This is a genomic window from Shewanella sp. 125m-1, from assembly GCF_052977065.1.
Map to the genome: position 1 here is coordinate 137,956 of NZ_JBRILT010000002.1, position 13,344 is coordinate 151,299.

The following is a 13,344-nucleotide window of genomic DNA, read 5'->3' on the forward strand; positions in this document are numbered from 1 at the left end:
CATTCTTCTATTCGTACATTCTTACATTCTTACTTCGACTTGGCCAACGCCAGTGACGCGAGCATCGAGTTTTTTATGGGAGTGGCTATTTTTTATGCGAACTTTATCACCCACGTTGCCATCATGCAGTGCTTCACCAACGGTTTTAATTTCAAAATTGTCAGAGCGCGCATATATCGACACGCTATCGCCTTTACACACAATACAGAGTTGGTTGGCAAAAATGGGGTGCCCCGGTGCGACACGTCGTTTTAATCTCGCCCCTATCACTTCGGAGATACTTTCAAACTGTTGGCCCCGCAAAGTGGTTTGCTCAATATATTCGAGTGCAATATCGTCTCTAGATAACAGAACACCCGGCCCCATGGTCGATTTTGCGACTACAACAGGGTACAGGATCTCCACTCTTACCGATAAGAACATCTGCCATGGATAACTTAAATCTGGACTGTTGCAGCTAATTTTAACTGTATTGTTACGGCGGATAGCACGATCGCTGGCGATTTCGGCGGTGATGGGTAAGTAGCAGTTGGGTAAGTTGACACGCGTATCTAGGCTCTGAGGGCTGATATTAATCTTTGCCTTATCAGGCGCTTCAATTTTTTCTTCAATAGCCGCTATAGCTAATTGAGAAATGGTCGATACAGATGGAATACTGGCAGCTGTAGTGGCAGTTGCCGCCATTGGGGGCAAAAGTACAACTAAAATGATGCAAAAGTAGATTTTCATAATGAATGCAGTGGCTTGATTCGCTAATATGCGACAATATTGTGTTATGTGCTGAACTGCAGTCATCTTTATCCTTTTGGATTGGTTGGCGTCATTAGTTTGACTGAAAAGGCCGTACTCGCTTGGATAGCTCCAAGTAAGCAATTAATGTGCCTAAAAGTGATGGTTGTGTGAAATATGGCGTGAAACCTTGTGTGAAATACACCGAGTGTAGCCAAATTATAACGACTATTTACACACACTAATTAAATTGAAATAGATATCGCCTACATGAGTAGGTACAAGGCAAAAAATGTATGTCGAATATTCTCGAATCAGTCAATAAACGGACTCAATTGGTTGGACAAAACCGCCTGGAATTATTGTTATTTAAGCTAAATGGACGTCAACGATTTGGTATTAATGTTTTTAAAGTCAAAGAGGTGTTGCAGTGTCCACCTTTAACAAACTTACCAAAATTGAACTCCAAGGTGCGCGGCGTTGCTCATGTTCGCGGTATGATGATTTCGGTGATTGACTTGAGTGCGGCAACCGGTGGTCGTCCAATCGAGAATATTGAAAACAGCTTCATTATTATCTCAGAATATAACCGCAGTGTGCAGGGCTTCTTGGTCAGTTCAGTTGAGCGAATTATTAATATGAACTGGGAAGCCATTATGCCGCCACCACAAGGGGCGGGCAAATCCTCTTATCTGACCGCGGTGACTGAAATTGAAAACGAATTAGTTGAGATTTTAGATGTTGAGAGAATTCTTGATGAAATTTCACCCGTTAACACAAACACCAGTAAAGAGCTGGATGATGCCTTAACGATTGACCGTGATAAGCATTACCACATTATGGTGATTGATGACTCATCGGTCGCTCGTAAGCAAATTATTCGCGCGCTCACTTCGCTCGATTTACAAATAGATACAGCCAAAGACGGTAGAGAAGCGTTGAATAAACTGCGGGCGATATCGGCAGAGCTTGATGACGTATCAACTGAGATCCCATTGATTATTTCTGACATTGAAATGCCAGAGATGGATGGTTATACCTTAACCGCAGAAATTCGTGATGATCCTAAGCTAAGAAACATTAAAGTGGTATTACACACTTCATTAAGCGGTGTGTTTAATCAGGCGATGGTGCAAAAGGTGGGGGCTAACGATTTTATCGCTAAGTTTAACCCTGATGAGTTAGCCGCAGCGGTAAACAAGCATTTAAGCCTGTAGTTGCCGTTAGTTGCCGTTATTTAGTATCAGCATAAACCATAGCTTGCTTGTGTTTGTGTTGATGCTAAGGTATAAACCTGCGTTCGTTTTCACCCGTGGTCGATGTTGATTGACCACTGTGGTTTGTTTTACTGAATTAGGATATTAGAGTGGCGAATAAATCTCTTGCTGAGAATGAGTACAATCAATTTAGATTATTCTTAGAACAGCACAGCGGTATTGTGTTGGGAGAAAATAAGCAGTATCTGGTGCGTAGCCGACTAGCACCTCTTATGGGCAAATATAATTTGCCATCCTTATCAGACGTGGTTAAGCATTCGATGAAACCGACTGAGCGCCAATTGCGCACTGAAGTTATCGATGCTATGACGACAAATGAAACCTTATGGTTTCGCGACCGTTATCCTTTCGAGTTATTGTCGAGTACGATTTTACCCACATTTAGTCGTTTAGGCCGACCGGTAAAAATCTGGTCTGCAGCCTGTTCTTCAGGTCAAGAGCCGTATTCGTTAGCCATGACAATATTAGAGCATCAACAGCGCAAGCCTGGCAGCTTACCCGCCAGTGCAAGTATTCTGGCAACAGATTTGTCACCCTCTATGCTTGAGCGCTGTAAAAATGCGCAATACGATAATCTTGCCTTAGGTCGTGGTTTGTCTGATGAACGCAAACGTCAGTTTTTTGATGCTTTGCCCTCAGGCAACATGGTTGTTAAAGACAACGTTAAGCGCTTAGTCAATTTTCGCGCTCATAACCTGCTAGAAAGTTATACCTTACTAGGCAAGTTCGATATTATTTTTTGCCGTAATGTGTTGATCTATTTTTCACCAGAGGCAAAGCGGAAAATCCTACGGCAATTTGCTGCCGCGTTAAATCCTAACGGCATACTGTTTCTAGGCGCGTCCGAGTCTATAGCGGGTCTGTCTGATGAATTTGATATGGTGCGTTGTAACCCTGGGATCTACTATCAAAAACGAGGCTAATGCTTTGTTTGCTCGATTCTGCTTCTACTAACGCGTCTTTGTGACGCGTTTTTTATCTCTAGCATTCGATGTTGAATGTGTCTCCTAGCTAATCTTTCTAGTATCTCTCTAATTTGGCACAACTATTGCTTTGTTCTAGCTATCGAGCTGAGGAGGCAATTTTATGGCGATTAGTTTTGACAAAGCATTAGGGGTTCATCAATACACTTTGGGCGTTCGCTCCCAGCGTGCAGAGATCCTGTCTTCAAATATTGCAAATGCTGATACGCCAAATTATAAAGCCCGTGATATCGATTTTTCTAAAGCGATGGGGGCGGCTCAATCTCAGCAATCGGGTTTAGCTATGGCTAAAAGCGATACTAAACACTTCGATATGGCGGCATTAACTCAGCAACATGTGGGCTACCGAGTGCCAAATCAGCCTGATACAGGTGACGGTAACACGGTTGATATTCAGCAAGAGCAGTCTTCTTTTATGCAAAACGCACTGGAATATCAAATGTCACTGGGTTTTCTTGACAGTAAGTTCGCCGGTATGAAAAAAGCACTTAGAGGCAGTTAATCATGAGCTTATTTAATATTTTTAACGTTGCAGGTTCTGGTATGTCGGCCCAATCGGTCAGACTTAACACCACGGCGAGTAATATTGCCAATGCTGATTCTGTATCAAGCAGTGTGGGTGAAACCTACCGTGCGCGTCATCCTATCTTTGAAGCTGAAATGAGTAAGGCGCAGCAGCATCAAAGTGCAGCGCAGTCAGTTGCCGTTAAAGGGATTGTTGAAAGTGATATGCCACTGAATAAAGAGTTTTCGCCAGGTCACCCTATGGCGGACACCGATGGCTTCATCTACAAGCCTAATGTAAATGTAATGGAGGAGATGGCTAACATGATTTCAGCCTCTCGCTCTTATCAAATGAACGTACAAGTCACTGAAGCAGCAAAATCGATGCTTCAGCAGACATTAAAAATGGGCAAATAAACTCAGTGAAAGCTGGAGGTAAATTTTGAGCCTTATTAATCCGCTCACCGCAACACAGCCGGCTGCTAGCCAGCCACAACAGGCTAATGCTATTTCGCCACAAACAGCGCAGGCTGCGACTCAGAGTACGGCTGCATCGGCGACTAACACTGAGCAGACATCAACGGGTAACCCGTTTCTTGATGGCTTACGTTTGCCTGAAGAAAGCGCTATTCCTGAACCCAATAGCCAGGAGTTAACCCAAGAGGATTTCTTCTCGCTATTGAGTCAACAGCTGTCGATGCAAGATCCCTTTAAGCCTGTTGAAAATGATCAGATGATCCAGCAGATGGCGTCTTTCTCAACGGTAGACGGGATCAGCAAACTGAACGAAGAGATTGTTAATCTAAATGCGTTAACCAGCTCAAGTCAGGCGTTACAGGCCTCAGGCCTTGTTGGCCAAAAGGTACTTATCCCGTCGGATACAGCGCATATCTCTGCTGAAGATCCGAACATGAAAGGCATCATCAGTACGCCGGAACCTGTCGAATCAATCATCGTCCGTATCGAAGATGAAAAAGGTCAGCTAATCACTACCTACAATGTCGATGGCAGTGCGGGTGGCAATATCGATGTCAGTTGGGATGGTTTAGATAAGAACGGCCAGCCCGTAGCTGATGGTAACTATACCTTCAAAGCCAGCGGTAAAGTTAACGGCACAAGCGAAGAGCTACCGGTATCGACTTACGCACATGTTACTAGCGTTTCACTTGGCACAGCAGCGACAGGCGCTATCTTAAACTTACGTGGCGTTGGCGGAATTAAGATCAGTGATGTGTTAGCTGTATCTGAAACCTAATAGCTAGAAACTCATTTTGCGAGATGTTGCGGCTTAAGATAAAGCGCCAATGTCTCGAAACCGAATTAAACAAGGATTGAGGTGAATCATGTCATTTAACATTGCACTGAGCGGTATTTCGTCAGCCCAAAAAGATCTAAATACAACGGCAAACAATATTGCAAACGTTAACACCACTGGCTTTAAGGAATCTCGCGCAGAATTTGCCGATGTTTACGCGAACTCTATTTTTTCCAACAGTAAAACTGCAGTGGGTGGTGGTGTCACAACGAGTCAAGTTGCTCAGCAATTCCATCAGGGCAGTATGGCATTCACTAATAACTCGCTCGATATGGCAATTAACGGCGGTGGCTTCTTTGTGACCTCATCTGAAGCGGGATCACAAGATCATTCATTTACTCGTGCAGGCGCTTTCAAGTTTGACTCTAATAACTATATCGTTGACTCAGCAGGTAACTTCTTACAGACCTTCCCTGTAGATAAAGATGGTAACTCGACGTCGGTGAGTTTAACCACCACTAAACCGGTACAGATCCCTGATACCGCAGGTAGTCCGGTTAAGACTGATAACGTCGGCATTCAGATGAACCTAAATGCGGGCGAGGCGACACTCGATCCAGCAGCGTTCGATCCAGATGACCCAGATACATTTAATAACTCAACCTCAGTGACCATGTATGATTCACTGGGTGAGCCACACATTTTAACCTCATACTTTGTACGTCCTCCTAATGCCGCTCACACCGGTGAGAGTAACTGGGTAGCGTTTTATGCAGTCGACGGCAAACCTGTCGATTTAGATCCTGCCGCGGGTGAGTATAAGACTGATACCAACGGTGACGGTACGGCTGATGGCACTGCTAATGCTGAAAACGCAGGGGGGTGGAAAGGCGCGGCTATTTCATTTAACGATACTGGCGCATATACCGGCAGCAACCCAGCAGTTATTAAAACAGAAGCCTTAGGTGTTGGTGGTGCAGATGTATTAGGCGCTGGCGCTGATGGTAGCCAGACCTTAACGCTAAACTTTAATAACCCAACTCAGTATGCATCGCCATTTGAGGTGACAGAGTTAACTCAAGATGGTACTACGGTAGGGCGTTTAACTAACGTTGAAGTAGGCGCTGACGGCCTAATTAACGCCAGTTACAGCAATGGTTCAACAGTACCACTTGCACGTGTTGCCTTAGTGAGCTTTGCTAACGAGCAAGGGCTAACGCAAGCGGGTAATACCTCTTGGAAGGCGAGTTTAGACTCAGGCCCGGCACTTGCCGGAGAGGCAAACAGTGGTACTTTTGGTAGTGTTCGTTCATCGGCACTTGAACAGTCAAACGTAGACTTGACGACCGAACTCGTTGATTTGATCTCTGCTCAGCGTAACTTCCAGGCCAACTCAAGAACGCTTGAAGTGAACAACACGCTACAACAGACAGTTCTGCAAATCCGCTAAGCTTTAAAAAGCTAAGAAGGGCGCTCGCAGGCTCACTTCGAGGTCCCTTCTTGGTTTTAGGACCGAGGAAAAGCACAAGAGCCGAACGCTTCGCTCACGGAAGACGGAACGTTCGCAGGCTCACTTCGAGGACGCTTCTAGGTCCTAGAGAAAACGCAATAAAAGTCAAAAGCTTGCATTGGTTTTATTTATGCAATTGCTTTGATCTTTATGCTTTCCTAGAACCTAGAACCTTCTTTTTTCGTAGGTCGGCATTTATGCCGTCAGTTTAATCTGTTAAGTCTTTTCCGTAAGCGAAGCGTTCCGTAGTGACCTTCAATTCAATCAAACAGTCACGTGCCGTCAGGCCGCAGGCCGTTCGTCTTTGCATGCCCGTCTCAGCTTTTCTCATCTTAGCTTTAACCTAGAAGGAGTGTAGCGACGCTCTCGTAGTGGCATTCAATTAAAGTCAATAGTCACGTCCTAGCAGCGTAGCGTCCTTCTTTATATATCTTGGCACGATGTTTGCTATTAATTTCGTTAGACGGAAGTTTGACGGAGTGTAAAGTGGACAAATTGCTCTATGTCGCGATGAGCGGCGCAAAACAGAATATGAATTCGTTGGCGGTCAGTGCCAACAATTTAGCAAACGCAAATACAGATGGCTTTAAAGCCTCTCTTGCTCAAGCTCGCTCTATGCAGGCTTTTGGCGAAGGTCTACCTACGCGCGTGTTCTCGATGACAGAAAGTCCGTCAGCTAATTTTTCTAGCGGTCCAATAAAAACCACTGGGCGTGATTTAGACATTGCCGTCAAAGGTGATGGCTGGATTGCTGTGCAAGCTGAAAATGGCGGTGAAGCGTATACCCGTTCAGGCAGCTTGCGTTTCGATAACTCTGGTGTGCTGCGTAATGATAGAGGCACGGCAGTGATAGGCGACAATGGCCCGATTGTATTGCCGCTACCCATTGAAAAGGTCGAAATCTCTCAAGATGGCATTGTATCTGTTCGTCCGTCAGGTGCCACAGCCGAGGTGATTGAAGAGGTTGCTCGCATCAAGTTGGTCAACCCGGGTAATCAAAATTTAATGCGCGGTGAAGACGGCTTGTTCCGTTTAATGTCGGGTGAGAATGCGCAGGCCGATCCAAGCGTCGGTCTGCTAAGCGGCGCAGTGGAAGGCAGTAACGTTAATGCCGTCCATGAGATGGTATCTATGATTGACCTACAGCGTCAGTTTGAGATGCAAGTGAAAATGATGAAAACAGCAGAAGAGAACGATCGCGCGTCCTCTTCCTTAATGCGCATAAGCTAGGAGAGACACTATGCATCCCGCTTTATGGATAAGTAAGACTGGTTTAGACGCTCAACAAACCGATATTTCAGTTATTTCTAATAACGTGGCTAACGCCAGTACCGTCGGGTTTAAAAAGAGCCGTGCTGTATTTGAAGACTTGCTGTACCAAAACGTCAGTCAAGCTGGCGGCATTAGCGCATCGAATACTAAATTGCCCAATGGTTTAAGTATTGGCGCCGGTACTAAAGTGGTCGCAACTCAAGAGATGTTTACTCAGGGCAACATGTTGACCACTGATAACTCGCTCGACTTGATGATTGAAGGCCCAGGTTTTTTTGAAGTGCAGATGCCAGATGGCACCGCAGCTTATACCCGCAATGGTCAGTTTAGTTTAGATGAAACAGGCCAAATCGTAACGCCGGGTTCAGGTTATGTGATCCAGCCTGCTATCACCATTCCAGAAGGCGCCACTAGCATTACCGTCTCGGCAGAAGGTGAAGTCTCTGTTAAGACGCCAGGTAATGCCGAAAACCAAGTGGTAGGTCAATTAGCCATATCCGATTTTATTAATCCGTCGGGACTCGACCCAATGGGACAAAACCTGTACGTAGAAACTGGGGCAAGTGGCACACCTATTCAAGGTACGGCTTCACTCGATGGTATGGGCGCAATCCGTCAGGGGGCGCTTGAAACCTCAAACGTGAACGTGACCGAAGAGCTGGTAAACCTGATTGAAAGTCAGCGTATTTATGAGATGAACTCAAAGGTGATCTCTGCGGTTGACCAGATGTTGTCTTACGTTAACCAGAATCTTTAAGATATTTTAAGAGGCTTTGACTATGAAGCGTTTGTGGGCTGTTTTCTTTATGGTGGCTTTATCGGCTTGTAATTCGACCAATGGCAAGCCAATTGCTGATGATCCTTATTACGCGCCAGTTTATCCTGAAGCGCCGCCAACCAAAATCGCTGCAACCGGCTCTATGTATCAAGATAGTCAGGCATCGAGCCTTTACTCTGATATTAAAGCGTTAAAAGTGGGTGACATCATTACCGTGTTATTGATGGAGCAGACTCAGGCTAAAAAGAGCGCCAATAACGAGATCTCTAAAGGCACAGATCTGTCGCTTGACCCCATTTATGCTGGCGGCGGCAATGTGACCATTGGCGGCAATCCCATCGATTTACGCTACAAAGACAGCATGAATACCAAGCGCGAATCTGACGCCGACCAAAGCAACAGCTTATCTGGCAGTATTTCAGCTAACGTGATGCAGGTGCTTAATAACGGTAACCTGGTTATTCGTGGTGAAAAGTGGATAAGCATCAATAACGGTGACGAGTTTGTTCGCATTACCGGTATTGTTCGCGCGCAAGATATTCGACCTGACAATACGATTGACTCACAAAGAGTGGCTAATGCTCGTATTCAGTACAGCGGAACGGGTACGTTCGCCGAAGTACAAAAAGTGGGGTGGTTAGCCTCGTTCTTTATGGGCAGCTGGTGGCCGTTTTAGGCTCTATATTGGCGCCTATTGCTAAGGATTTAGGATGATGAAATTAAAATTAGCATTGCTATGTGTCATGTTGGTATTGACGGCTCCCGTTCATGCCCAGCGTATCAAAGACATTGCAAACGTACAGGGTGTGCGTAGTAACCAGTTAATCGGCTACGGTTTAGTGGTGGGTTTACCGGGTACGGGGGAAAAGACCCGTTATACCGAGCAAACCTTTAAAACCATGTTGAAGAATTTTGGCATTAACTTGCCTGATAACTTTAGACCCAAGATTAAAAACATCGCGGTTGTTGCCGTCAGTGCAGACATGCCGCCGTTTATCAAGCCGGGTCAAACCCTAGATGTTACGGTTTCAAGTTTAGGTGAAGCAAAGAGTTTACGTGGTGGCATGTTACTGCAAACCTTCTTAAGAGGGGTTGACGGTAATGTGTATGCCATTGCTCAAGGCAGCATGGTTGTCAGTGGTTTTAGCGCCGAAGGGATGGATGGCTCTAAAGTTGTTCAAAACACACCAACAGTTGGACGTATACCCAATGGCGCGATTATTGAGCGTACTGTAGCAACGCCATTTTCTACCGGCGATCATTTAACCTTTAACTTGCGCCGTGCGGACTTCTCAACTGCAAAACGTTTAGCCGATGCGATTAACGATCTGTTAGGCCCTGGCATGGCAAGGCCACTTGACGCAGCATCAGTGCAAGTCAGTGCACCACGAGATGTATCACAGCGGGTATCTTTTTTGGCAACGCTTGAGAATATTGAAGTTGAGCCCGCCGCAGAATCAGCCAAGGTGATTGTTAACTCTCGCACCGGTACGATTGTCGTGGGTCAAAACGTCAAATTATTGCCAGCGGCGGTGACTCATGGTGGTTTAACAGTGACGATTGCTGAAGCAACTCAGGTTTCACAGCCAAATCCCTTTGGAAATGGACAAACGGTTGTCACCACCGACAGTACCGTTGATGTGGCTGAAGAAGACAGCCGTATGTTTATGTTTAACCCTGGAACCACGCTAGATGAGCTAGTTCGGGCGGTTAACTTAGTCGGTGCGGCTCCGTCAGATGTGCTTGCGATACTCGAAGCGTTAAAGATGGCAGGCGCTTTGCATGGTGAATTGATAATTATCTAAATATTGTCAGTTTTATTGGAAAGGTGTCATGGAGAAGCTGTCGAACGCATCGCAATTTCTGGATCTTGGAGGCTTGGACTCATTAAGATCCAGAGCCCAAAAAGATGAAACCAGTGCATTAAAAGAAGTTGCCCAGCAATTTGAGGGGATCTTCGTGCAAATGCTGATGCAAAGCATGCGTGACGCTAATGCTGTGTTTGAGTCTGACAGCCCAATGAACAGCCAGTACACCAAGTTCTATGAGCAGATGCATGATCAGCAGATGTCGCTCAATCTTTCTGGTGAAGGCATGTTGGGCTTGGCCGATCTGATGGTGCAGCAACTCGACCCAGCCAACAGTCCACTCACACCCGCATCGGTATTACGTGGCGATATTAATGGCGGTTCGAAAGCTGCGGCGCTGACAATGGATAAGCCTGATATGTTACAGATGCCAGCCTCTGGTATTTCAGGCTCTGATGCTATGGCGCGCCCCGTTTCACCGCTTATTGCCCAGACTCAAGCCCGCCAGAGCTCTGTTAGTCTGAATTCGGCCTCACTAGAGCAAAGTGCGGTGACTCAAGCGTCATCGACTCCACAAGCATTAACAAGTAGCGCTCAGTCGCAGACATTAGATGCAGTATTGAGTGGCAAAGTGTTGCCGTCAGCGGCAAGCAATGCCGATAAATCTCAAGCCAACTTCACCAGCCAAGATGAATTTGTTGCCCGTTTATATCCCCATGCAGAAAAAGCGGCGCAGGCACTCGGTACCACACCTGAAGTCTTGATTGCTCAGTCAGCGCTAGAAACGGGCTGGGGTCAGAAAATGGTAAAAGGCCATCAAGGGCAGCAGAGTAATAACCTGTTTAACATTAAGGCCGACAACCGTTGGCAAGGCGAGAAAGCCTCGGTTAGCACCCTAGAATATGAGCAAGGTATTGCGGTTAAGCAGCGCGCTAATTTCAGAGTTTATGACGATATCGGTCAGAGCTTTAATGACTTTGTGTCATTTGTTTCTAACGGTGAGCGTTATCAAGACGCCATGAATCAAGCTGCTAATCCACAAGCATTTATCCGATCCTTGCAAGATGCAGGCTATGCCACCGACCCTAAATACGCCGATAAGGTTATTCAGGTCATGAAAACCATTACTCGAGACTTTAACGATGTCTTGCAAGGGGTTAAGCAATGAAGAAAAGACTTGTTCAATCTCTTGAAGTCGGGAGCCAGTACTCATGTCTTTAGATTTAATGAATATTGCTCGTACAGGTGTACTGGCTTCGCAGTCGCAACTGGCTATTACCAGTAATAACATCGCCAATGCCAATACTGCAGGCTACAACCGTCAGGTAGTGTCACAGTCGACACTGGATTCACAGCGTGTGGGCAATGATTTTTATGGCGCAGGCACTTATGTGTCAGACGTTAAACGTGTCTACAACGATTATGCGGCGCGCGAGCTTCGCATTGGCTCTACTGCGGTCAGTGAATCACAAACTACCTTTAGCAAGATGAGTGAGCTTGACCAACTGTTTTCGCAAATAGGCAAAGCGGTACCGCAAGGGCTAAATGATTTCTTCGCGAGCATGAACGCGTTGGCTGATATCCCAGGTGATATGGGTCTGCGTGGTTCGTTGTTAACCAGTGCGAATCAGCTAGCTAATAGTGTTAATCAGATGCAAGGTCATCTTGATGGGCAAATGACCCAAACCAACGACCAGATCTCTGCCGTGACCGACCGGATCAATGAGATCAGTAATGAACTGGGCAGTATCAACCGTGAGCTGATGAAGTCTCAAGGTCAAGATATGCAGTTATTAGACAAGCAAGATGCGTTGATCCTTGAGCTCAGTGAGTATGCCTCTGTCAACGTAGTACCACTAGAGTCTGGAGCCAAGAGCATTATGCTCGGCGGTTCGATGATGTTGGTCTCGGGCGAAATGTCGATGCAAATGGGAACCGCCCAAGGCGACCCTTACCCAAATGAGCTGCAAATTACGGCGCAATCGGGTAGCAAGAGCATGATTATTGATGCGAGCAAACTCGGTGGTCAGTTAGGCGCCCTAGTTAATTATCGCGATGAAACATTAATTCCATCGCAAATGGAGCTGGGTCAATTTGCTTTAGGAGTGAGCGATGCGTTTAACCAAGCCCAGGCTCAAGGGTTTGACTTAAATGGCCAAGTGGGTGGCAATATCTTTACCGACATTAACGACCCATCTATGCAACTCGGTCGCGTTGGGGCGCTATCAAGCAATACCGGTACCGCCAATCTAAGTGTCAATATTGATGATGTCGGCGACTTAACGGGCAATAGTTACGAGCTTAAGTTTACAGATGCAGGAGAGTATGAACTTAAAGATTCAACGACTGGCAATGTAACCACCTTAACGCTAACAGATAACCAGCTTAAAAGCGCTGATGGCTTTAGTATCAATATTGATGATGTGAGTGCATTGGCCCCGGGTGATACCTTTGAAATACGCCCAACTTCTAGTGCTGCAGCGTCACTATCGGTCGAGATGACCGACGGCAAAGGCATTGCCGCGGCGGGAACTAAAATTACTGCTGATGCCGCCAATACAGGCAATAGTCACGTGAGTTTAGTCAGCATTGACGATAGAAGTGCGGCAAACTTCCCGGTAACGGGCGCCGAACTTACCTTTGAAATCGACCCGTCAGCCGTACCGCCAACCTTTGAAGTGTTTGACGTTGATGGTACATCACTGGGCGCAGCAGCGACTTACACGCCGCCAACTATCAGCGCACATGGTTTTACCTTTGAGATTGATTCTACTGCGGCTACAGCAGAGAAGTTCAGCTTCGATTTGTCGTTTGCCGAAGGTGATAACACTAACCTGGTGAACATGGCAAAGCTTAATGAGGCCAAGTTGATGAACGGCGGAAAAACCACGCTGACTGATGTCTTTGAAAACACAACCTTAGATATAGGCAGTAAGACTAAGTCGGCTGAAATGTCGATGGGCTCAGCAGATGCTATTTACAACCAAGCCTATACACGGGTTCAAAGTGTATCAGGGGTGAATCTTGACGAAGAGGCGGCAAATCTAATGCGTTTTCAGCAGTCATATCAAGCATCTGCGCGGATCATGACCACCGCCAATGAAATATTCAACACATTATTTAGCTCACTGCGCTAGCGCTGCACGCTTAAAGAGTTAATCAGATTAGCTACAGGGCTTATCGCTTAAAGCGCCTAGGGTTAAGACGTTAGTAACAGGGATTAAGATT

At 46.1% G+C, this 13,344-nt stretch carries 13 protein-coding genes; 12 read left to right on the forward strand and 1 reads right to left on the reverse strand.

Translation table 11 applies throughout. The features are described from left to right. Positions 1-21: 21 nt before the first annotated feature. A complete protein-coding gene (flgA, locus tag ACVBIK_RS01720) occupies positions 22-729 on the reverse strand; it encodes a flagellar basal body P-ring formation chaperone FlgA (protein ID WP_447168973.1) in 708 nt (235 codons plus the stop codon). A 296-nt stretch (positions 730-1,025) separates the two neighbouring features. Between flgA and ACVBIK_RS01725 the strand changes: the two genes are divergently transcribed. The 12 genes from ACVBIK_RS01725 (at position 1,026) to flgK (ending at position 13,253) form a co-directional block, all read left to right on the forward strand. Continuing rightward, positions 1,026-1,946: a chemotaxis protein CheV gene (locus ACVBIK_RS01725; protein ID WP_447161432.1), complete on the forward strand. Its 921-nt coding sequence runs from the start codon at positions 1,026-1,028 to the stop codon at positions 1,944-1,946. Positions 1,947-2,089: 143 nt separating this feature from the next. Then, the gene (locus ACVBIK_RS01730) at positions 2,090-2,929 is read left to right on the forward strand and encodes a CheR family methyltransferase (protein ID WP_447161467.1); all 840 of its coding nucleotides are present in this window, start codon (positions 2,090-2,092) and stop codon (positions 2,927-2,929) included. Positions 2,930-3,092: 163 nt separating this feature from the next. After that, complete coding sequence (flgB, locus tag ACVBIK_RS01735; protein WP_447161431.1) at positions 3,093-3,491, forward strand: flagellar basal body rod protein FlgB; 399 nt, start codon at positions 3,093-3,095, stop codon at positions 3,489-3,491. Positions 3,492-3,493: 2 nt separating this feature from the next. Next, entirely contained in the window at positions 3,494-3,910 is a 417-nt protein-coding gene (gene flgC / locus ACVBIK_RS01740) for a flagellar basal body rod protein FlgC (RefSeq protein WP_447161430.1), read from the forward strand. 25 nt (positions 3,911-3,935) lie between these two features. Continuing rightward, positions 3,936-4,748, forward strand: coding sequence for a flagellar hook assembly protein FlgD (gene flgD, locus ACVBIK_RS01745; protein WP_447168927.1), 813 nt, complete (start codon positions 3,936-3,938; stop codon positions 4,746-4,748). An 88-nt stretch (positions 4,749-4,836) separates the two neighbouring features. Continuing rightward, complete coding sequence (gene flgE, locus ACVBIK_RS01750; protein WP_447161428.1) at positions 4,837-6,198, forward strand: flagellar hook protein FlgE; 1,362 nt, start codon at positions 4,837-4,839, stop codon at positions 6,196-6,198. Between the two features lie 546 nt (positions 6,199-6,744). Beyond that, a complete protein-coding gene (gene flgF, locus ACVBIK_RS01755) occupies positions 6,745-7,488 on the forward strand; it encodes a flagellar basal-body rod protein FlgF (RefSeq protein WP_447168928.1) in 744 nt (247 codons plus the stop codon). 10 nt (positions 7,489-7,498) lie between these two features. After that, a complete protein-coding gene (flgG, locus tag ACVBIK_RS01760) occupies positions 7,499-8,287 on the forward strand; it encodes a flagellar basal-body rod protein FlgG (RefSeq protein ID WP_447161426.1) in 789 nt (262 codons plus the stop codon). A gap of 22 nt (positions 8,288-8,309) precedes the next feature. Beyond that, positions 8,310-8,984 (forward strand): flagellar basal body L-ring protein FlgH, encoded by a 675-nt coding sequence (flgH, locus tag ACVBIK_RS01765; RefSeq protein WP_447161425.1) that lies wholly within the window; start codon positions 8,310-8,312, stop codon positions 8,982-8,984. Between the two features lie 37 nt (positions 8,985-9,021). Continuing rightward, the gene (locus ACVBIK_RS01770; protein ID WP_447161466.1) at positions 9,022-10,113 is read left to right on the forward strand and encodes a flagellar basal body P-ring protein FlgI; all 1,092 of its coding nucleotides are present in this window, start codon (positions 9,022-9,024) and stop codon (positions 10,111-10,113) included. 28 nt (positions 10,114-10,141) lie between these two features. Next, on the forward strand, positions 10,142-11,284 hold the full coding sequence (flgJ, locus tag ACVBIK_RS01775; protein WP_447168929.1) for a flagellar assembly peptidoglycan hydrolase FlgJ: 1,143 nt from the start codon (positions 10,142-10,144) through the stop codon (positions 11,282-11,284). Between the two features lie 43 nt (positions 11,285-11,327). After that, on the forward strand, positions 11,328-13,253 hold the full coding sequence (gene flgK / locus ACVBIK_RS01780) for a flagellar hook-associated protein FlgK (protein ID WP_447168930.1): 1,926 nt from the start codon (positions 11,328-11,330) through the stop codon (positions 13,251-13,253). Positions 13,254-13,344 lie beyond the last annotated feature (91 nt).

What these genes read in the sequence shown, in the direction of transcription:
- flgA (WP_447168973.1), bottom strand. Translation starts at nt 729, where the DNA reads ATGAAAATCTACTTTTGCATCATTTTAGTTGTACTTTTGCCCCCAATG.
- ACVBIK_RS01725 (WP_447161432.1), top strand. Translation starts at nt 1,026, where the DNA reads ATGTCGAATATTCTCGAATCAGTCAATAAACGGACTCAATTGGTTGGA.
- flgB (WP_447161431.1), top strand. Translation starts at nt 3,093, where the DNA reads ATGGCGATTAGTTTTGACAAAGCATTAGGGGTTCATCAATACACTTTG.
- flgC (WP_447161430.1), top strand. Translation starts at nt 3,494, where the DNA reads ATGAGCTTATTTAATATTTTTAACGTTGCAGGTTCTGGTATGTCGGCC.
- flgE (WP_447161428.1), top strand. Translation starts at nt 4,837, where the DNA reads ATGTCATTTAACATTGCACTGAGCGGTATTTCGTCAGCCCAAAAAGAT.
- flgG (WP_447161426.1), top strand. Translation starts at nt 7,499, where the DNA reads ATGCATCCCGCTTTATGGATAAGTAAGACTGGTTTAGACGCTCAACAA.
- flgH (WP_447161425.1), top strand. Translation starts at nt 8,310, where the DNA reads ATGAAGCGTTTGTGGGCTGTTTTCTTTATGGTGGCTTTATCGGCTTGT.
- ACVBIK_RS01770 (WP_447161466.1), top strand. Translation starts at nt 9,022, where the DNA reads ATGAAATTAAAATTAGCATTGCTATGTGTCATGTTGGTATTGACGGCT.
- flgJ (WP_447168929.1), top strand. Translation starts at nt 10,142, where the DNA reads ATGGAGAAGCTGTCGAACGCATCGCAATTTCTGGATCTTGGAGGCTTG.
- flgK (WP_447168930.1), top strand. Translation starts at nt 11,328, where the DNA reads ATGTCTTTAGATTTAATGAATATTGCTCGTACAGGTGTACTGGCTTCG.